Below are 20,188 nucleotides of genomic sequence, written 5' to 3'. Positions count from 1 at the left end.
GCCACGGTCATCGCTCGGTGGCCAGGCACCCGTTTGCGAGGTCGATTTGGTCTCGGCGCCGGCCGTGCATCCGCCCACCAGTGCGGCTACACACACCACCGCGGTACACCAGCGAAATACGTATCCGGACAAGCTGATACACCTCCCGTGGAGGCGATGTCATCGGAGAGTCGATGCGTGCCGAACCAGTTAGCCGATCAGATGCGCCTCCGTCGCAGCCATGCTATCCGACCACTCGCCGCATATCCGCTGATTTCTATTGCCACACAGTCGCAATACGCATCTCGTTCCGCTGGAAGCGTCGAGATGGAATGATCCGCTCAGCATCACCCGATGCGATACACAACAGAAGGAGATCCTGACCGGTGAGCAGCGAAGTGCAGGTGCGGCAATTCGACCACCATCAGCCCATCAGGCAGCATCGCAGAGTCGGGACTGCCCTGTTACGGGGCCTCGGGGTACTCGCCGTCGGCACCACCCTCGCGACCTTCGCCGCGGGCGGGGTCTCGGCGGATCCGGGCACACCGGTCGCCGGATGCGTGGCCCCCGATTCTGCCAAGCCCGAGAACAAGCAGTGGGCCAGCGAGCCCGCGATGGCGATCGACACGGGCGCGAAGTACACCGCGCAGCTGCAAACCACCTGCGGCACAGTCGATATCGCCCTGGAGGCCGCCCGCGCACCCCGCACGGTGAACTCCTTCGTATTCCTGGCCGGGCAGAAATATTTCGACCACACCCAGTGCCACCGCTTGACCACCGCGGGCATCTTCGTCCTGCAGTGCGGTGATCCCACCGCCACCGGCACGGGCGGACCGGGCTACCAGTTCCCGAACGAGAACCTGGACGGCGCCACCTATCCGGCCGGTACGGTCGCCATGGCCAACGCCGGTCCCGACACCAATGGCAGCCAGTTCTTCCTGGTCTACAAGGATTCGCAGCTGCCGCCGAACTACACTCCGTTCGGCAAGATCACCGGCGGTATGGATGTTCTGGCGCGGGTCGCCAATGCGGGCGCCGCGGACGGCGAAGACGGTCGCCCGAACGCCGATGTCGTCCTGAATTCGGTGACCACCGCTCAGGGCTGATCGACATAGCCTGATGGCGGTGTCGTCTCCGGCGACACCGCCATCGCCGCTCAGCCGAGTGTGGCGACGACGTATGCGGCGGCCTCGGCAATCAAAGCCTGGTTGTACTCGGCGTCCCTGGTGGACTTGCTGGACATGATCGCGATAACAAGCGGAGCAGCGTTCGGCGGCCACACGATCGCTATGTCGTTGAGCGTGCCGTAGTCGCCCGTCCCCGTCTTATCAGCAACGATCCAACCCTGTGGTACCCCGGCTCGAATGCGTTGGGCGCCAGCGCCGGTCGCATTGCGTTCGAGCAGACCGCGCAGAAAGGCGCGCTTATCCTGCGGTAGGGCGTCGCCGAGCACGATCTTCTGATAGTCGGTGCCGAATGCCCTCGGTGAGGTGGTATCTCGTGGGTCACCCGGGGTAGCTTCGGTGATCGCGGGTTCGATTCGGTCCATTCGGGTGACGGTGTCGCCGAGGCTTTGCGCGTACGCGGTGAGTTCGGCCGGTCCGCCGATATCACGGAGCAGAAGATTGCCCGCGGTACCGTCGCTGTACCGGACGGCGGCGTCGCACAACTCGCGGATCGTCATGCCCGATGCCACATGCTGCGGCGTGATGGCAGCATTCTTCAGGAGATCGGCCTCGGTGTAGGTGACGATAGTATCCAAGTGCGACAATGGATTACGCTGCAGGACGGCTGCCGCCGCCAGACCCTTGAAGGTCGAGCAGAATGCGAAACGCTCATCCGCGCGGTAGGCGATGGTTGTGCCCGTCCCAGTGGCCAACGCGTAGACGCCGAGACGTGCGTCGAACTTTCGCTCCAGCTCGGTCAGGCGATCGTGGCGATCATCGGTAGGGGCGATGGACTCGGGTGGCGAAGCACCGCCGCCGGTCGCGCATCCGACCAACGGCAGCAACGCTGCCGCGCCGAATAACGTGCGGCGCCTGATAGTTGGTCGTGTCATCGCCTTCCTTCCGCTGCTACTAAGGCGCTCAGCCCGCTACCGTGGTCATCCCATCAATACCCGAGAAACCTGCGTCGACACCACTCCGTGCTGCCAGACTTGACTTGGAGTGCACTCCAGGTCATAGCGTTGGCAGTGCAAAATCGTCTAGTACCAGGGGATCACTTCATGGAACTCGGTTTTCACCTACCGATATTCGATATCGACGGCGGCACCACCGCCATTGCCGGTGAATTGGCCAGGGTCGGCGCCGCGGCAGAGGCATCCGGTGCGACCTGGCTGTCGTTCATGGACCATTACTTCCAGATCGAGCCGACCGGCCTCCCGGCCGAGTCCAATATGTTGGAGGGCTACACCACCCTCGGCTATCTGGCCGCGCACACCTCCCGCATCAACCTCGGCCTGCTCGTCACCGGCGTGACCTACCGGCATCCCGGTCTGCTCGCCAAGATCGTCACCACCCTCGATGTCCTGTCGGGCGGCCGCGCGGTGCTCGGCCTCGGCGCCGCCTGGTTCGAACGTGAGCATCGCGGGCTCGGTGTGCCGTTCCCGCCGATCGCCGAACGGTTCGAACGCCTCGAGGAGACGCTGCGCATCTGTCAGCAGATGTGGGACCCGCAGAACAACGGCCCCTTCGACGGCAAGCACTACCAGTTGGCCGAGACGCTGTGCTCGCCGCAGCCGATCAACCGGCCCAAGGTGCTCATCGGCGGTGGCGGCGAACGCAAGACGCTGCGATTGGTCGCGCAGTACGGCGACGCATGCAATCTCTTCGGTTCCGCCCCCGAGGATGTCGGCCACAAACTCGACGTCCTGCGCCGCCATTGCGACGATGTCGGGCGCGATTTCGACGGTATCCGCATCACCATCATGGCCAATAATCCGCGGCCGAATCCGGACAATCGCGACGAATTCGTCCGCCAGATGGCCGATTACGCCAAGCTCGGCGTGCACACCGTGATCATCATCCCGACCACCGGATCCCCGGCGGCATGGATCGAGCGCATGGCGCCGGTGGTACCCCAACTCGCCGAACTCGGTTAGCGCCCCACGGCACCTGCTCTTTCGCAACGAAACAATGCGAAAGGGCATGTGTCGTATCCGATCTCGTCACGGGCGCGCGACTCGAGTTCGCCTACCGTCGATGGCGGGTTCACTACCGAATAGCACGGTGGCACAACGGATATCAATCCGAAACACCGTTCACGAAGTACACCGCTTCCCACAGGTGACCGTCGGGGTCGGCGAAGTAGCCCGCATAGATACCCCATGGGCGGGTCAAGGGCAGGCGGACGATGGTCCCGCCTGCTTGTTGGGCCTGTTGCAGGATGCGATCGACGTCCTCGCGGGAGTCGGCGAAGAAGCCGAGGCTCATCGGCGAGCCGGTGACTCGGTCGAGGGCGATGCCCGCGTCCATCGCCAGGTCGGTGCGCGAGTAGAGGGACAGAATCAGGCCGTTGTCGAGGGTGAACATGGCGACCGACCCACCGGGGTTCCGCTCGTCGCGGACGAACTCGGTGCCGATAATGCCCGGTGAGGAGAGGCCGAGGCCGTCGCGGTAGAAGCGCAGCGACCGTTCGAGGTCGCTTACGGCCAAGGTGATCGCGCCGATATTCGTTTTCATACCGATCCTCCTGATCCTAGAACCATGGCCTGGGGCGCGGTTCGGCCCCCGGCCATGGTTCAGTCAACGCGGGTGGTGTTCGGATGTATTGAACGAATCGGACAATACGGCTGGTCAGTCGAGGCGAAGCAGATCGGGCCAGACCTGTGACCAGTGCTGACGTGGGGTGCAGCGCCAGATGGTGACATCGCGGGTGACGTCCGGGTAGCCCAGGCGTGCGTCGACGCGACCGACCGGGGTCAATTCACCACAGGTGGCACGCATTTCGTCTTCGGCATTGCCGACCCACAGCACCGTTGTCGCGGAATCCGGTGGGGTGCCGAAGTATCCGAAACCGCGATTGGGGCTGTAGACGGCGGGCAGGCCGAAGCGATTCCGGTCGACATCCAAAGCGCTTGCCTGCCAATAGGAATCGGTGACGATCACCGCGTTCGCACGCTCAGCCGGTGGGAGAGCCTGGTATGCGTCGGCGGTCGCCTCGCGCAGCTCGGGCCAGCCGAACTTGCCGTACAGGCCGATTTCGATCCCGGCCTCGGCCTGACTGTCGACCGGATCGATGGACGACTCGGATTGCCACGGCATCGTGAACACCGCGATCGCCACCGAAATCGCGACCAGTGGGACAGTCGCATAGATTCGCCATCGTCGGGTGTACTCGGTCCAGCGCACCGCGCCCGCCGCCATGATCGCCGCGTAGCAGCCGGCCGCGTAATAGGGGCGACCGTTGGTCGCGATGAATGCCACGGCCAGCAGCAGTGGCAGCGGCGCGAGGAATCGGTACGGCCGCAACGCCTCCGAGCGGAACAGCGCCCAGATTCCCACGACCAACAGCACACCGCCGAACAGCCCGGCCGCGATCAGCGCCAGCGGCAGCCAGGTGTAGCGGCCACCGATCGTCGCCTGCTCCGCCGCGACCACCGCACCCAATCGCAGCTGCGGCCAGTCGTGCCGGGCCTGCCAGATCAGTGTCGGCACCATGACCAGGACAACGAAAACCGCGCCCACCCACAGCACCGGCCGCCGCAGCAGCTCGCGCGGACCGTAGATCGCCACTCCGAGGGCGACGGCGATCCAGAAAAATGGAATCAGCCACTTCACCTGCATATCCAGCGCCGTGACCAGCGCGGCCCACAGCAACAGGCTGTCCTGGCGGGTGCGAACCCACCGGATCAGCAGCCAGCTGATCACCACCCACAATGCGGTATCAATCGTATTGGTGGCCAACTGAGTTCCCTGCACGAGCAGGAACGGCGAGGTCGCGTACGCGGTCGCGCTCAGTACCTGCGCGGTCCGCGACCCACCGAACTCCCGGGCGATCTGGGCGCTTATCAACACCGCCGCAACCGTGACCAGTGCAGCCGGAATCCGCAGTGCCACCAGCGATCCCGGTGCCAGCACATCCATCAGCCGGGCGATCGCGGGCAGCAGCGGGCCCTGATCGGCATAGCCGAATCCGAGCCGACGCCCGGCCGACAGGAAATACAGTTCGTCACCGAAGTATCCGTATCGTCCGAGCGATGCGAACAGCATGATCGCCGACGCCACGGCGACCGCGCCCACACCGAGCCACGCGAACGGCGGTGTCGCTGCGGCGTTACCTTCCTGCCGCACTTCACTTTCCACCACGGTGGTCATCACGTCCCCCCTTCCGGGTCGCCGAATCGAATAGTTGGCACACATGCGCCGTGTACGTCGTCATATCGAAGTCCTTCTCCCGAATCGCCCGTCCGGCCGCGCCATCGATGGCATCGCGAATCGACTTGGCCATGACCGCCGGATCGAATTCGCCGAAATCGCCGGTGCGCTGGCCTTCCCGCATGATGTCGATGAGCGGTTGGATGATCTCCTGCTCCCCCTCCGCCGAGGCGAACCGTGGCTTTCCATCCGCATCACGCAGATTCAGCACCACATCGGTCAGCGCCGCGACATACTTCTTGTTCGCATCGATGAAGCCGAGATTCGCCCCGATATAGGCGAGCAACTGATTGCGGGGCCCGTCCGCTGCCATCACCGCGGGCGCGATGTGCTCGCCACCGGACACATACAGCTGGATCACCAACTGCTCCATCAGCTCGTCCTTCCCCGCGAAGTGATACGAAATGACACCTTTGGAGATCCCGGCGTGCTTCGCGATCCGCGCCAGCGAAGCACGCCCGTACCCCACCTCCGAAATCACCTCCACCGCCGAGGCAATGATCTGCCGTCGCCGCGCCTCCTCGATGAACGACCGTTGCCGACCATCCGTCCCATTTTCTGGCCGCATGGCCAAATTTTAACCCGTCCGCCCAAACCCCCACATCAACCCCAAGAATGACCCCGCCTACCCCACGAGGATGATCCCGAAAACGCCGAAGGGCCGTGCTCCCAGCTGGAAGCACGGCCCTCGAAGTCAACCGACCTACAGGTACTGCCCGGTATTCGACTCGGTATCGATCGAGCGGCCGGCACCGGCGTTCTTGCCGGTGAAATAGACGCAGCCGGATGTAGACGATCCGCTCGCCCGAACAGTCGAAGGCCGTGCCCCCAGCTGGAAGCACAGCCCTCGAAGTCAACCGACCTACAGGTACTGCCCGGTACTCGACTCCGTATCGATCGAGCGGCTGGCACCGGCGTTCTTGCCGGTGAAATAGACGCAGCCGGATGTAGACGATCCGCTCGCCCGAACAGTCGAAGGCCGTGCCCCCAGCTGGAAGCACGGCCCTCGAAGTCAACCGACCTACAGGTACTGCCCGGTATTCGACTCGGTATCGATCGAGCGGCTGGCACTGGCGTTCTTGCCGGTGACCAGGGTGCGGATGTAGACGATCCGCTCGCCCTTCTTACCCGAAATGCGGGCCCAGTCATCGGGATTCGTGGTGTTGGGCAGGTCCTCGTTTTCGGAGAACTCGTCCACGATCGAATCGTAGAGATGCTGGATGCGCAGGCCCGGGTTGCCGGTGTCGAGTACGGCCTTGATGGCGTACTTCTTGGAGCGGTCCACGATGTTCTGGATCATGGCGCCGGAGTTGAAGTCCTTGAAGTACAGGACTTCCTTGTCACCGTTGGCGTAGGTGACCTCCAGGAAGCGGTTGTCCTCGCTCTCGGCGTACATCCGGTCGACGACCCGTTCGATCATCGCGCGGATGCACAGACCCTTGTCGCCACCGAACTCTTCGAGATCGTCAGCGTGCAACGGCAAATCCTCGACCAGGTACTTCGAGAAGATATCCTGTGCCGATTCCGCGTCCGGCCGCTCGATCTTGATCTTCACATCGAGACGGCCCGGCCGCAGGATCGCGGGGTCGATCATGTCCTCGCGGTTGGACGCACCGATCACGATCACATTCTCGAGACCCTCGACACCGTCGATCTCCGAGAGCAGCTGCGGCACGACCGTGGTCTCCACGTCGGAGGACACGCCCGAACCACGGGTGCGGAAGATCGAATCCATCTCATCGAAGAACACGATCACCGGCGTACCCTCGGACGCCTTCTCCCGTGCGCGCTGGAAGATGATCCGGATGTGGCGCTCGGTCTCACCCACGAACTTGTTCAGCAGCTCGGGACCCTTGATGTTCAGGAAGAACGACTTGGCTTCCTTGGCATCCTCACCGCGCGCCTCGGCGATCTTCTTCGCCAGCGAGTTGGCAACGGCCTTGGCGATCAACGTCTTACCGCAACCGGGTGGACCGTAGAGCAGCACGCCCTTGGGCGGGCGCAGCGCGTATTCGCGGAACAGATCCTTGTGCAGGAACGGCAATTCCACCGCATCGCGGATCTGCTCGATCTGCCGGCCGAGACCACCGATATCGCCGTAGTCGACATCGGGAACTTCCTCGAGCACGAGATCCTCGACCTCGGCCTTGGGAATCCGCTCGAAGGCGAAACCGGCCTTGGTGTCGACGAGCAGCGAATCACCCGGCCGCAGCTTGCGGATCGGCGAATCGGGATCGTCGAGATCATCGACCTCGGCGACTTTGGCCAGCGGACCCGCCAACCACACCACGCGCTCCTCGTCGGCATGCCCGACGACCAGCGCCCGGCGTCCGTCGTCGAGGATCTCGCGCAGGGTCCCGATCTCACCGACAGCGTCGAAGATTCCGGCCTCCACGACCGTGAGCGCCTCGTTGAGACGGACGGTCTGACCGTATTCGAGGGTCGTGGCGTCGATATTGGGTGAACACGTCAAGCGCATCTTGCGGCCCGAAGTGAACACATCGACCGTCTGATCCTCGTACACACCGATCAGAATTCCGTACCCGCTCGGTGGCTGACCCAGCCGATCGACCTCCTCGCGCAAAGCCACCAGCTGCTGGCGCGCCTCCTTGAGAGTGTCCATCAGCTTGGTGTTGCGAATGGTCAGCGAATCGATACGGGCTTCCAATTCCCGTGCGCGATCCGGCGAATCGGCCAGTTGCCTTCGGAGAGCAGCCGCTTCGGCGCGTACCGCCTCGAGCTCTCTCCAGGCCGCCGAATCCGAATTCTCGATGGGGCTCATGTGCTGCTCCTCCCAGTCCCGGTCTATTAACGCTACCGGGCGCGAACCGTTCTCGCTTTCCGACATGGTTTCGTCGTGATCACATCTGGGCTGCGGTCGACGCCGGATACACCATGTTAGCCTGCCCTAACCAGTCCACGGCGACGCGCTTCGCCGACCGAACCGAAAGGTTGCTGACGATGCTCCTTCCCGCCAGGACGCTGCGTACGTCCATGGTTATCGCCGCGGCGGCGATGGCCGCTACCGTCGGGCTCACCGGCTGCGGCTCCGACGACAAATCCGATGCCAAGGCCACGAGTACCACTTCCGCCGCCGCGTCCACCAGCGCCGCAGGTCACGGCGACCACGGCAACGCCGCCGCACCCACCGCCGAAACGCTCACCGCCGTCCTGGATGCCCTTTCCGACCCGGCGAAACCCACCTCCGAGAAGACCAAGCTGATCGTCGATGGCGAAAAGCGCGCCGCCAATATCGACCAGATGAACCAGGCGCTGGGCAGCTACGGCAAGCTCACCTACGCGGTCGCCGATATCACCACCAGCGGCAATTCCGCGACCGCCCAGGTGACCATCACCTCACCGCACGGCACCGCCCCCGCCATGCCCCTGACCTGGGAACATGTCGACGGTGCCTGGAAGCTTTCGGACGCCAGCGGCTGCCTGATGCTCGGCTTCGCGCAGGCGCCCTGCGTGCCGGCCTGATTCAGCCCTTCGACGGGCGACGCTGCGGCTTCGGGGTGACCGTCCCCTCGGCAAGCCGCCGCGCGCTGACCAGGAAGGCGGTGTGGCCCTGCATGCGATGTTCGGGCCGCACCGCCAGACCGACCACATGCCAGCCGCGCACCATCGATTCCCACGAACGCGGCTCGGTCCAGCACTCCTGCTCGCGCAGCGCCTCGACCACTTTCGACAATTGTGTGACGGTCGCCACATAGACGATCAGCACACCGCCGGGGACCAGCGCTTTGGACACGACGGGTAGCGCGTCCCACGGGGCGAGCATGTCCAGGACGACGCGATCGACCGGCGGGCCGTCGTAAGCGGCGACATCCGCGACGGTGATCGACCAGTTGTCCGGCCGCTCGCCGAAGAAGGTCTCCACATTGCGGATCGCGTGTTCGGCGTGATCCTCGCGGATCTCGTAGGAGACCACCTGGCCCTGCGGGCCGACCGCGCGCAGCAGCGAGCACGTCAGCGCGCCGGAGCCCGCACCGGCCTCCAGTACGCGCGCGCCGGGGAACATATCGCCCTCGTGCACGATCTGGGCGGCGTCCTTGGGGTAGATAACCGCCGCACCGCGCGGCATGGAGAGCACGTAATCGATCAGCAACGGCCGCAACGCCAAATACGGTGTGCCATTGGTGGATTGCACGACACTGCCCTCATCGGCGCCGATCAGGTTGTCGTGTTTGATACCGCCGCGATGCGTGTGGAATTCCTTACCCGGTTCCAGCACCACGGTGTAGAGGCGCCCCTTGGCATCGGTCAGCTGTACCCGGTCCCCGATGGTGAATGGCCCGGTCCGTCTGGCCGTCATGTATCTCCGTTCGCTGGTCGTCGCTGCTGTCCGCACTGAGTGACACCGGCGTGTCGGTGCGCCCGGATAGCCTGCCAGGTATGCATCCGCCGGTATCCACGCCCCCTGCCGACAACGCGCGGGAGGTCGCACCGGACCGTCCGCGTCCGGCGCTGTCACCCTCGCGGGCAATGGATTTCAAGCAGTGCCCGCTCAAGTACCGGTTTCGTGCGATCGATCGGATTCCGGAGCCACCGACCCGGATCGCGGTGCGCGGCACGGTGGTGCACGCGGTACTGGAGGATCTGTACGGACTGCCTGCCGGGGAACGCCGGTTCGAACGGGCTGCTGAGCTTGTCGAGCCCGCATGGGCCCGGGTGCTGGCCGATAGACCGGAGAGCGCCGATGTGGTCGCAGCGGACGAACTGGCGGGCTTTCTCGGCGAGGTGCGCGCCTTCGTCGAGACGTACTACCGGCTGGAGGATCCGACCCGGTTCGATCCGGAGTCGTGTGAGTCGCGGGTGGAGGTCGAACTCGACGACGGTGTGCTGTTGCGCGGGTTCGTCGACCGCATCGATGTCGCGCCGACCGGGGAGCTGCGCGTCGTCGATTACAAGACCGGCCGGGCGCCCGGACTTGCCCAGGAGACCAAGGCGCTGTTCCAGCTGAAGTTCTACGCGCTGGTGGTGCTACGGACCCGCGGCATCCTGCCCACCCAGTTGCGGCTGATCTACCTGGCCGACGAACAGATCCTCACCTATGCCCCCGACGAGGACGAACTGCTGCGCTTCGAACGCACTCTCTCGGCCCTGTGGCAGGCCATTCTGGCGGCGGGCCGGACCGGCGAGTTCCTGCCGAGCACCAGCTGGCTGTGCGGGCATTGCAGCTACAAGAGTCTGTGCCCCGCATTCGGCGGCACACCACCGGTCTATCCGGGCTGGCCGGACAGTGGCACCGGTGAGTCACCGGACGAAACCCTCGCCGAAGCGGTCGCCGACTGAGCTCAGCCGACGAACAGATTCAGATCGAGGCCGTGCGAGCCGAGCGCGGCGATAACGCCGATGAGCACAACTACGCCGACGGCATCACCGACCACGATGAGCACATTGCGAATCCGCCACCACGACCCGACCGACTCGACACTCTGTTTCACTGGGTCCTCCCCTCTCCGTGCTCGAACGGCACTGCCCTCCGAGGTGTTCCATAGTTGTTTCGCCCGACACGCCCCCAGTGTTGACGGCGAAGCATGAATTTTTCGTGAGTTCGGTCCTGAACTGAACGCACACAATGCCGCTGTGAGGCTCGCCGGGGTGATCGGCGAGCACCGAAACGGCAGGTTGCCGATGCGGATCTACGCGGTGAAGTTGTGGAACAGCAGCACGGACAGGCCCAAGCCGACGGCCAGATTGACGACAGCCGCGGATCCGAAGACCACGACCGGACGCCAGCCTGCCTCGCGCAGGCCGCGCAGCGAGAACTCCAGACCGATGGAGACGAATGCGAAGATCAGAAACCACGTGCGCAGATCGTTGACGATCGCGATATGCGCCGCGCCGGTCTTCTTGTCCACCGACTGCAGATACAGCGTGCCGATGACGGACGCGGCGACGAAGCCGATCACGAACTTCGGGAACCGCTCCCAGAACTGGCGCACCGAGGGCCGGGCCGCACCGGGAATGCGCTCGACCCGGATAGTGAAGTAGGCGGTGAGCGCGATGGCGACAATGCCGATGAGCGCATTCTGGGTGGTCTTCACGATGGTGGCGATCTGCAGCGCCTTCTCCCCTGCGATCGCACCGGAGGCCGCAACCGCCGCGGTCGTATCGATATTGCCGCCGATCCACGCGCCCGCGACCGCGTCGGAAAGATCGAAAACATCGGCGAGCCAAGGCAATACGAAGATCGACGGCAATGCGAAGATGATAACCAGCGATGCCGCATACGCGATCTGCTCGCGTTTGGCCTGCACCGCACCCGCGGCCGCGATGGCGGCGCTGACACCGCAGATCGAGACAGCCGAGGACAGCAGCGCGCGCAGCTTATCGTCGAGGCCGAGTCGACCGCCCAGCCACCATGTGAAACCGAAAACCGCAGTGATCAACAGCAGCGCCTGCACGATCGACGGGCCCGCCGCGGTCACCAGGATCTTCAGATTGATCGATGCGCCGAGCAGCACCACACCGGTCTTGATGAAGAATTCGGTGCGGAAACCGGCCGAAAGGCGTTCCCGGAGATCGAGTTTCGCGAGTACGACATTGCCGATCAGGCCGATGGCAATGGCGTACACCGGGAATTCGATCGACTTGGCGATCCGGTTGAACGGTGTACCGGCGGCCCACTGCGGCACGTGGGTGTCGAAATAGCGGGTCAGCGCGCCGAGCAGGACGACGGCTGCGATGCCGGCTCCGATCTCGGCTACCGTGGGGCGTGAAATCGACTGCAGTGCAGTGGTTTCGGATCGGACCGCCGCCTCATCGACTGCGTCCGTCTCGGTCCTGGCGCCACTCTCCGACATCACGGCACCAACCAATCCGGGATTGCGCCGATCAGGACGAGGGCGATGAGAACCAGGCCGACGATCGCGGCCAGCCAGTCCTCATTCCATGCGAATGTGCTGCCCGAAGGTTTCACGGGCGGTGTCTGCGACACGGTAGTACTCCTTGCATTTCCTCATCGAGGCCGCAACGTACCAATCAATCGCAGGTCAGCACACCGATTGCAATCGCAATGAATCGATCACTCGCACCAAACAACTCGGCCCCGCCGGACGACGGGGCCGAGTGGACGAAATCAGGTCAGAAGGCGCGGCAGGACCGGATATCGAAGGCCAGGATCGCCTTTGCGCCGAGTTCGGCGAGCTGGTCCATCACCTCATTGCCCTGCTTGCGCGGCACCATGGCACGGATGGCGACCCAGTTCGAATCGGCGAGCGGGGATACCGTCGGCGACTCGAGGCCGGGCGTGATCTTGACCGCCTCCTCCAGGAGCTCCTTCGGGCAGTCGTAATCCAACATGATGTACTGCTGACCGAATACGACGCCCTGGATGCGCGCGATGAGCTGATTGCGGGCCCGTTCGTTCTGATCGGAACCGGTGCGCTCGATGAGCACGCCCTCCGAATCGCACAGGGTCTCGCCGAAAGCGACCAGATTGTGCTGGCGCAGCGTGCGGCCCGAGCCGACCACATCGGCGATGGCATCGGCCACACCGAGCTGGATGGAGATCTCGACGGCGCCGTCGAGGCGGATCACCTCGGCCTCGATGCCACGCCGCTGCAGATCGCTCAGGACCAGATTCGGGTACGAGGTGGCGATGCGCTTGTCGTAGAGGTCCTCGACCTTCCATTCGCGCCCGGCCGGGGCGGCGTAGCGGAAGGTGGAGCGGCCGAAGCCGAGTGCGAGCCGTTCCTGAACCGGCGCACCGGAATCCAGCGCCAGATCGCGGCCGGTGATGCCGAGGTCGAGCTCACCGGAGCCGACGTAGATGGCGATGTCCTTGGGCCGCAGGAAGAAGAACTCGACCTGGTTGGCCGGATCGAGGACGGTCAGGTCGCGGGAATCGGTGCGCTTGCGGTAACCGGCCTCGGCGAGGATCGAGGTGGCCGATTCGGAGAGTGCGCCTTTATTGGGGACTGCGACGCGCAGCATGGGAGGGTCCTTTCGAGGAGGAGAACTAGGGATCGACGCCGCGGCGCGAGCGACGGCCCCGGAGGCGGTAGCGGAGCGTAACCACGCAGGGGCCGCGAGTGCCGCAAATTCAACACCGCCGTCACAGATGTCGGTACACGTCTTCCAGCTTCAGCCCGCGGCCCACCATCAGCACCTGGACCCAGTACAGCAGTTGCGAAATCTCCTCGGCGAGCGCCTCGTCGCCCTCGTGCTCGGCGGCCAACCAGATCTCACCGGCCTCCTCGAGCACCTTCTTGCCCTGGAAATGCACGCCCGCGTCCAATGCCGCCACGGTCCCGGACCCCTCGGGGCGGGTGACCGCACGATCTTGCAGCTCGGCGAACAGGGTTTCGAAGTTCTTCACGGTGAGCCATTGTTTCAGACGGGTATGCGGACCCGTTGCTCCGGCCACCCATCCTGCGCACTATTCGTGCCCCTTGTGGCAGCCACAAGGGGCACGAAGCCATGCGTCAGCCCTCGGTGAGGAGGGCCTCCAGGTCCGCCACGGCGGTGCGCAGGTGGTCGGCGAAGGCGTACATCTCGTCGGCGACAGGTTTCGGGGTGGCCAGGTAGATGTTCCAGCGGTCCGGCAGCAGGACGTAGGCGATGCCGATGCACTTCTGGCTGGTGGAGCCGAAACCGAAGTAGCGGATATTCACCGACGGGGCCGAACTGGTGCTCAGGTAGTCGTCGCGCATGATCGTCCAGCCGGGACTGGTGTAGAGCGGGATCGGTTCGGTGACGCCGAGTTCTGTGCCGCGCCGCCGCTGGATCCACTCGAGTTCCCAGAGATGCTGCTCAGGCGCATCGCCCGCCTGACACTGCTTGGCACGTTCGACATGCGCGCTCGCCGCGGTCCGCGCGGCGGCGAGCCGGTCGGCCTGCGCGACCGCCGGATCCTGCATGGCATCGACGAAGGCCACCATCTCCGGTGTCACCACCCGCATGGCCTCGGTGCGACCGTTGCGGTACTGCCTGGTGGCAATGGATTCGTAGGTGGCCCCGGTCAATCCCTTGCTGCGCCGGTGCGCCAGCTGATAGCTCAGCTGCGCGAACGCATCCGGTGAGATGCCGAGCTGCTTGGCGTGGGTGGTGCCGAACTCGAAAGATACTGTCGCGGTGGCGTTCTCGGCCGCATACCGGGAGAACGCCGCTCCAGCAGCCGCGATATCGGCGCGCTGCGCCGGATCGAGCACGAATTCGATCGGCTCGACCGGAGGCAACCCCTGCGGCTGCGCACCGGCCCGTTCGGCGTGTTCGGCAGCCGGAGCCTGCAGCAGCGTGTCGACAAAGGACAGGATGGTGGTGCCGTCGAGACCGCAGTGCTCGATATTGATGCCGGCCTGACCATCGGCGAAGACGATGAACGATACCGACTTGTCGAACCAGCGGTTGGCGCTGTCACCGTGCAGCAGCTGATCACAGGCATGCAGTTCGTCGCGCGGCGTGAAATCCTCCAGGCACAGGCCGAACAGCGCGGTCTCGATGGTGTCCAAGGCCGCGACATTGGCGGGTTCGGCCAGCAATCCCTGTCGGCTGACGGCCCATTCGGCCCGCGCCTTGGTGGTCAGATGGCCGACGGCGGTATCGGTGCGGGCCGAGCGCGCCCCCGCCTTGAGCACCGCGCGCAGTCCGTCGGCGAGATCCTCCATCGAGTAGGGCACACCGTCCGGACCGATCACCTCCATCCGGAACATGCTGCCGTGGAAGAACACGACGATATGCCTCGCAGCCGAGGGTCCGGGCCATTCGTCGCTGTAGGGCACCCGCACGGAATCCTGTGCCTCCCCCGGAATCCGGGTCTCGGAGAACAGGTACTTGTTCTGCCACATCGACAGCTGCTGTCCACGCTGGGTCACCGGCGGGATCGCCTCGATATCGAGCGCCAGCTTGTAATCGACCGCGGCCGTGATGATTCCGGCCGCCCGCTCCACCTGCGACGCACCGGTCGAGGCGGCCAGTGCGGTGTCATCGCGGAACAGGAAGAAGAAGTTGGCATTCAATGCGATGCGATCGCGACGGCCCAGGTAGCGCGACGGCCAGAACAGATCCAGCCAGCTTCCGACACTGGGGGTGGCGTCGTATTCGGCCAGTGCCGCGTGCAGCTTTCGGCCCGGACCATCGGGGCGAAGCAGGTCGGCTACCGCGGCTTCGGTGGTGGCGAATTCGTCGGCGGTCAGCAGTGGCGCACACCACTGCAGCAACCGCTCGCCGCTTTCCTCCAGCGTCGGCAGGGGCACCCTTGGCAGGTGGACGTCGGCGGCGAAGGTGCGTTCGGTCAATGCGGGTCCTCGGGGTCGGCGTGTTTCGGTAGCGGTCGCGAGATGTACAGGTTGGCGAGCAGCCAACCTGTGCTTTCCTGGCCAGCGGTGTCGATTCCGTTGGCGGCCAAGGCGTTCAGCACCTGGGTGCGTTCATTATCGGATGCGAACTTGCGTTGTTCGAACACCCCGGGGGCTCGCTCGGTGCGGTAGCCGAGCGCGGCCAACTCCGCGGCGATCGGTTCGAAACTGAACATGCGTAGTACGAAGTGTGCCATCCACGGCCGGCGACGTGGGTGCGCCGTTGCCACCCGCGCCAGCGTCTTCTCGGTGACGTATCCGACGCAACCGGTCGAGATGACGATATCCGCGTCCGCCAGCGTACGGCGTTGCGCCTCGGTCGGGTCGGTGGCCTCGAGATCCGCGTGCACCGTGTCGTGCAGGAATCCGGCTTCCTGGGCGTAGGCCAGCGCCGGTCGGGCGGCATCCATGCCGATGAAGCGGACGCCTGGGAGTTGGTCGCGAGAGCCCAAGCGGGCCCGGTCGCGGGCGATGAGCGTGGCCTGGTCGGCGTCGTCCTCGGCGCCGCCGTAGTGTTCGGCGAGTTCGCTCACGGTGGTGTCGAAGCGCAGCAGGGCCGCGTTGACGCCGTAGGAGCAACCGATATCGAGCACGGTCGGGGTGTCCACGCGCGCGGAGGCGCGGTATTCCCGAATCTGCTGCTGGAAGTACGGTTTCGCCAGTTCCGGTATGCGGTAATCCAATTCGGCCATCCGGGCGTAATAATCGCGCGGATCGGGACGGTCGTAGATATCGTCGAAGGAAGCTTTCCCGGTCGTATGCAACGGCACTGGCATGTCGTCCCTCTCAGTCGAGCAACCGATCGCCGCGGACGGCGTCGGCCGCGGCGGTTAGGTGATCGGGCAGCACCCGCCCGAACAATTGGCGGGTACGTTCCACGGTGCCGATGACACCGGGCCGATCGGTATAGGCGAAAATCGCCGAATGCCGTGCGGTGCCGCCCTCGACCGGTGAAACCCGGTGCAGCGAGAAGCGGCCCTGGAACAGTTGCAGATCGCCGGGCCGCAGATCGAGGCGCCGGATCAGCTGCGCACCGGATCCGGTGAGCACATCCCGCACATCGTCGAGGTTCTCGGCGTGGGGTGAGCGAATATTGGGGCAGTACTCGAAGATTCCACCGGTCTCGGCGGGCTGGGTCAACATACTGACGGTGAATTCATTGGTATCGAAATGCCAGGGATGCGACATTCCGGGCGCCACCACATTCAGGCACAGTCCGGCCAAAGGGTCTGCGAATTCGTGCAATTCGATCAGTCCGAAGCAGTCCGCGACGAAACGTTGGAACACCGTGCTGGTGTAGAGCCGGTGGATCAGAGCCTCGGCCGGAATGCGGTCGCGCGGGACGAAGGCATTGCCGCGTTCCAGCACGATGCGTCCCGGATGGCCTTGTGGCAGTTCGGTATTCAGCGGAATGTTGTAGGCGTTGACGCGCTCGACCTCGTAATGCGCATCCGGGGCCATCACCTCGCCCTGTGCGCGCAAGGTGTCGATCAGCTCCGGACGGATGAACTCCCGCAGTACGGTGCAGCCACTTTCGGCAAGCTCCGCCCGCGCCCGAGCCACCGCTTCCCCCCACGCCGCGCCGGTCGGATCCCCCAGCGGATACCGTGCCGTATCGACGATCTCGTCCAGGACATCCGTCGCTGCCATGGCGTCATTTTGGTAGAGCAATCGGCGACACGCCCGGGATTCGACAAAGTTGCCGGTGACTACGGTCACACCTATCAACTGCGCGCACTTGCGTTGCGGCACAGTAACTCTCACTATGCCGAGGTCGGGAGTGGCGGCTCACGAACGGCGGGACTCGCGATCATGTTCCGTCCCGAAAGCGCCCGGTGCTCGGGTGCGCGCTTCAACCTCTGACGCGTAGCGCGTCTTCCAGATCCTGCCGGGTCAATCCCACCAATGAACTACGGAATACCCGCCCCGGTGCCGCCGAAACCGGTATCTCACACGGGATCACGATGACCGCACAGCCCGCCGCACCGGCCGCGGCGGCACCGGTCGGCGAATCCTCCAGTGCCACACAGTCTCGCGGGCGCACGCCGAGCAGTTCGGCAGCGCGCAGATAGATCTCGGGGTCGGGCTTGCCGTGCGCGACTTCGTCACCGCAAATCGAGACGTCGAAGAAATCGCGGCCGAGCGTATCCAATCCGAATTCCGTAAGCGACCGCTTGGTATTGGTGACCAGTGCAGTTGCGAGGCCCGTGGTGCGGACCAATGAGAGCGCATCCTTCGCGCCGGGCCGCCATGGGATCGGGCCCGCCATCAATTCGGTCACCCGCCGCTCGATGAATTCACCGGCGGCCCGCACCACCTCGGGTGTCGCCTCGATACCCAAACCATCGAAAATGAGCCGCAAGGCGTTCGGGCCGGACGCACCGATCAACGCGTGCCGCAGTTCATCGGTCATCTCGTGGCCGTGCGCACGCGCCAGTTCGCGCACGGCGACATCCCACAGCTTCTCCGAATCGAGCAGGGTGCCGTCCATATCCCACAGCACCCCGGCAAGTCCCGCCGTCACCCGATTCGTCTCCCTTTCCTATACGCCCGAAGCGGCGATCAGCAGTCGGCCGTTGTCCGACGCGACCTGGATCCATCGGTTCTCCGACGAGGTCGAGCCGTTCTTCAAGTTATAGGTAAGCGAAACGACCGCCCGGTTCTCACCGTTCGGTGTGACGCCGCCCACGCTCACCGAACGAATGGTGGACCAGAACTGTGAGTAGGAGCCGAAGCCACCGGTCTGGGCCTGGTACGACGGTGTCAGCTCAGACCACCCGCCCTGCACATTGCCCGGCAGCATCCCGTAGTAGCCGTAGACGAATTGCGAGATCCGATCCGGGGTGGCCGGACCGAACGGCGTGGTGACGGTCGTCGGTGGTGCGGTGGTCGACGGCTTGGCCGACGGGGTCGGCGTGGTGCTCGGCTGGGTGGTCGGCGCCGTGGTCGTCGGCGCCTGCGGCTCGGGCTGACCCGGTTGGATCGCGATCGTTGACTCCGGTCCGGTCTCCGAACTGCTGGTCGCGGGTGTCGGCGTCGTCGAGCCGCCCGCCGCACCGCCCTTGTCGTCGTTGTTCAGTGACGACACGATGACCGCGACCAGCACCAGCACCGCGACCGCGGCAGCCGCGGCCACCGCGATCAGTCGGCCACGACTCTGCTCACCGCCGCCGCCGGGCAGGGTGCCGCCGGACTTCGGCGGTGTGGGCGGCGGGACGGGCACGGCCGGTGCGGCCGGAGGCCCGAGCGCGACGACCTGCGTAGCGTCTTCCGAGTCACCCGACTTGTTCAGAACGGTGGTCGCATCCGCGCCGGGCGCGGGCAGCACCTTGGTCACTGTCGGCGTGGTCACCAGTGCCGGAGTCCGGCCCGCCGCGACGGCTTCCAGCGCCTCCTTGGCTTCGCGCATATTCGGGCGACCGTCGATCGAGGCCGCCAGTAGCCGCATCAGCACCGGCCCGAGTTCCCCGGCGTGCCGCGGCGGCGGAATCTGCGCCCGCGCCGCGGCGTGCAGGACCGCGAGGGCGTTATCACCCTCACCGAACGGCGGGCTGCCCTCGACCGCCGCATACAGCGTGGAGCCGAGCGCGAAGACATCCGAGGCCGGTTCCGGATTCTCGCCGCGCGCCACCTCCGGCGCGAGGTAGGCGGGGGTGCCCGCCAGGAATCCGGTCGCGGTGACCGTCACGTCGCCGACGGCGCGGGAGATGCCGAAGTCGGTGATCTTCACCGTGCCGTCGTCACCGACGAGCAGATTCGCCGGTTTCACATCCCGGTGCATGATGCCGGCATCGTGTGCGGCAGCCAGCGCGCCCGCGGCCTGGGCCCCGATGCGGGCCACCTCGGTCGGTGCGAGGGTCCGCTTGCCCGCCAGTTTCACGGCCAGGCTCGGCGCGTTCATGTACTCCATGACCAGCCACGGCTGGCCGTCCTCCTCGGCGACATCGAAGACGGTGATCGCGTTGGGATGGTGTAGTCGCGCGGCGATGCGGCCCTCCCGCATGGCCCGCAGCTTGGCCTCCAGGGCCTGGGACCGGGACAGACCGGGCGCGAGCAGCAACTGCTTCACGGCGACAGTGCGGCGTAACCGGACGTCGGTCGCCCGCCACACCACACCCATGGCACCGGTGCCGATCGGATCCGTCAGCCGATACCGTCCAGCGATCAACCGGTCCGCCGTCATGGTGTTGTGCCCCTCCTGCTTGCCGCCGAGTCAATTCCGCACTCCGCGCGTAAGCGGAAATCCTTGAAAATGCTACGCGCCGAAGTCCTTTGCACCCGAATTGCCGCAGGACGTTCACATCCGCCGACTGCCCCGGATGCAGTTGCAACAGTTCCGACTTTGTCATACCCGACCGACATCCATCCACCGACGCGCGAACCCGGAGGCGATACCCCAGGTCAGAGGCGCGTGGCCGATCGGATACGCCCGCGCGTCGCAAGCCCTCGTGTCGTCGGCGTCCGCATTCGATCTCACATATCACGAGGTAATCAAGGCCGTCACCGCACCGGAAACGCACCGAT

General features: G+C 65.1%; 20 protein-coding genes. 4 read left to right on the top strand and 16 right to left on the bottom strand.

Annotation, left to right across the window (positions count from 1 at the left end; translation table 11 throughout):
• Window positions 1–365: 365 nt before the first annotated feature.
• A complete protein-coding gene (locus ACZ60G_RS09160; RefSeq protein WP_465808705.1) occupies window positions 366–1,085 on the top strand; it encodes a peptidylprolyl isomerase in 720 nt (239 codons plus the stop codon).
• A 50-nt stretch (window positions 1,086–1,135) separates the two neighbouring features.
• Here the strand turns inward: ACZ60G_RS09160 and bla are convergent, their stop codons facing one another.
• Window positions 1,136–2,038, bottom strand: a complete 903-nt coding sequence (gene bla / locus ACZ60G_RS09155; RefSeq protein ID WP_465808703.1) for a class A beta-lactamase — start codon at window positions 2,036–2,038, stop codon at window positions 1,136–1,138.
• Window positions 2,039–2,206: 168 nt separating this feature from the next.
• On the opposite strand from bla, the gene ACZ60G_RS09150 reads away from it, so the two are divergent.
• Window positions 2,207–3,082 carry an LLM class F420-dependent oxidoreductase gene (locus ACZ60G_RS09150; protein WP_465808701.1) on the top strand — a complete coding sequence of 292 codons (876 nt, stop codon included), beginning with the start codon at window positions 2,207–2,209 and terminating at the stop codon, window positions 3,080–3,082.
• A gap of 142 nt (window positions 3,083–3,224) precedes the next feature.
• Here the strand turns inward: ACZ60G_RS09150 and ACZ60G_RS09145 are convergent, their stop codons facing one another.
• The 4 genes from ACZ60G_RS09145 to arc form a co-directional block, all read right to left on the bottom strand.
• Entirely contained in the window at window positions 3,225–3,662 is a 438-nt protein-coding gene (locus ACZ60G_RS09145; protein WP_465808699.1) for a VOC family protein, read from the bottom strand.
• Window positions 3,663–3,776: 114 nt separating this feature from the next.
• The gene (locus ACZ60G_RS09140; protein ID WP_465808697.1) at window positions 3,777–5,297 is read right to left on the bottom strand and encodes an ArnT family glycosyltransferase; all 1,521 of its coding nucleotides are present in this window, start codon (window positions 5,295–5,297) and stop codon (window positions 3,777–3,779) included.
• Complete coding sequence (locus ACZ60G_RS09135) at window positions 5,275–5,925, bottom strand: TetR/AcrR family transcriptional regulator (protein ID WP_465808695.1); 651 nt, start codon at window positions 5,923–5,925, stop codon at window positions 5,275–5,277. Before ACZ60G_RS09135 ends, ACZ60G_RS09140 begins: the two co-directional genes overlap by 23 nt.
• 453 nt (window positions 5,926–6,378) lie before the next feature.
• On the bottom strand, window positions 6,379–8,139 hold the full coding sequence (gene arc, locus ACZ60G_RS09130; RefSeq protein ID WP_465808693.1) for a proteasome ATPase: 1,761 nt from the start codon (window positions 8,137–8,139) through the stop codon (window positions 6,379–6,381).
• A gap of 179 nt (window positions 8,140–8,318) precedes the next feature.
• Between arc and ACZ60G_RS09125 the strand changes: the two genes are divergently transcribed.
• Complete coding sequence (locus tag ACZ60G_RS09125) at window positions 8,319–8,840, top strand: WKL family lipoprotein (RefSeq protein ID WP_465808692.1); 522 nt, start codon at window positions 8,319–8,321, stop codon at window positions 8,838–8,840.
• Between the two features lies 1 nt (window position 8,841).
• Here ACZ60G_RS09125 and ACZ60G_RS09120 read toward each other — a convergent pair whose 3' ends face one another.
• A complete protein-coding gene (locus ACZ60G_RS09120; protein ID WP_465808691.1) occupies window positions 8,842–9,675 on the bottom strand; it encodes a tRNA (adenine-N1)-methyltransferase in 834 nt (277 codons plus the stop codon).
• An 80-nt stretch (window positions 9,676–9,755) separates the two neighbouring features.
• On the opposite strand from ACZ60G_RS09120, the gene ACZ60G_RS09115 reads away from it, so the two are divergent.
• A complete protein-coding gene (locus ACZ60G_RS09115) occupies window positions 9,756–10,655 on the top strand; it encodes a RecB family exonuclease (protein ID WP_465808689.1) in 900 nt (299 codons plus the stop codon).
• Between the two features lie 2 nt (window positions 10,656–10,657).
• Here ACZ60G_RS09115 and ACZ60G_RS09110 read toward each other — a convergent pair whose 3' ends face one another.
• The 10 genes from ACZ60G_RS09110 to ACZ60G_RS09065 form a co-directional block, all read right to left on the bottom strand.
• Complete coding sequence (locus ACZ60G_RS09110) at window positions 10,658–10,807, bottom strand: hypothetical protein (protein WP_465808687.1); 150 nt, start codon at window positions 10,805–10,807, stop codon at window positions 10,658–10,660.
• Between the two features lie 198 nt (window positions 10,808–11,005).
• Window positions 11,006–12,169: a YeiH family protein gene (locus ACZ60G_RS09105; RefSeq protein WP_465808685.1), complete on the bottom strand. Its 1,164-nt coding sequence runs from the start codon at window positions 12,167–12,169 to the stop codon at window positions 11,006–11,008.
• Complete coding sequence (locus ACZ60G_RS09100) at window positions 12,169–12,303, bottom strand: hypothetical protein (RefSeq protein WP_465808684.1); 135 nt, start codon at window positions 12,301–12,303, stop codon at window positions 12,169–12,171. The genes ACZ60G_RS09105 and ACZ60G_RS09100 overlap by 1 nt, the downstream gene beginning before the upstream one ends.
• 146 nt (window positions 12,304–12,449) lie before the next feature.
• Window positions 12,450–13,301 (bottom strand): ATP phosphoribosyltransferase, encoded by an 852-nt coding sequence (gene hisG / locus ACZ60G_RS09095; protein ID WP_063037213.1) that lies wholly within the window; start codon window positions 13,299–13,301, stop codon window positions 12,450–12,452.
• 121 nt (window positions 13,302–13,422) lie between these two features.
• Window positions 13,423–13,704 carry a phosphoribosyl-ATP diphosphatase gene (locus tag ACZ60G_RS09090; RefSeq protein ID WP_174415078.1) on the bottom strand — a complete coding sequence of 94 codons (282 nt, stop codon included), beginning with the start codon at window positions 13,702–13,704 and terminating at the stop codon, window positions 13,423–13,425.
• 88 nt (window positions 13,705–13,792) lie between these two features.
• On the bottom strand, window positions 13,793–15,604 hold the full coding sequence (locus tag ACZ60G_RS09085) for a choline/carnitine O-acyltransferase (RefSeq protein ID WP_465808682.1): 1,812 nt from the start codon (window positions 15,602–15,604) through the stop codon (window positions 13,793–13,795).
• Complete coding sequence (locus ACZ60G_RS09080; protein ID WP_465808680.1) at window positions 15,601–16,440, bottom strand: class I SAM-dependent methyltransferase; 840 nt, start codon at window positions 16,438–16,440, stop codon at window positions 15,601–15,603. Before ACZ60G_RS09080 ends, ACZ60G_RS09085 begins: the two co-directional genes overlap by 4 nt.
• Before the next feature lie 10 nt (window positions 16,441–16,450).
• Window positions 16,451–17,314 carry a HalD/BesD family halogenase gene (locus tag ACZ60G_RS09075; protein WP_465808678.1) on the bottom strand — a complete coding sequence of 288 codons (864 nt, stop codon included), beginning with the start codon at window positions 17,312–17,314 and terminating at the stop codon, window positions 16,451–16,453.
• Between the two features lie 202 nt (window positions 17,315–17,516).
• The gene (locus ACZ60G_RS09070; RefSeq protein WP_465808676.1) at window positions 17,517–18,188 is read right to left on the bottom strand and encodes an HAD family hydrolase; all 672 of its coding nucleotides are present in this window, start codon (window positions 18,186–18,188) and stop codon (window positions 17,517–17,519) included.
• Window positions 18,189–18,206: 18 nt separating this feature from the next.
• Complete coding sequence (locus ACZ60G_RS09065; protein WP_465808674.1) at window positions 18,207–19,847, bottom strand: serine/threonine-protein kinase; 1,641 nt, start codon at window positions 19,845–19,847, stop codon at window positions 18,207–18,209.
• Window positions 19,848–20,188: the final 341 nt, after the last annotated feature.

This window comes from Nocardia sp. NPDC102475, assembly GCF_055584605.1.
Note: the sequence above shows the minus strand (reverse complement) of the source record. Positions and strands in the feature narration are given on the sequence as shown.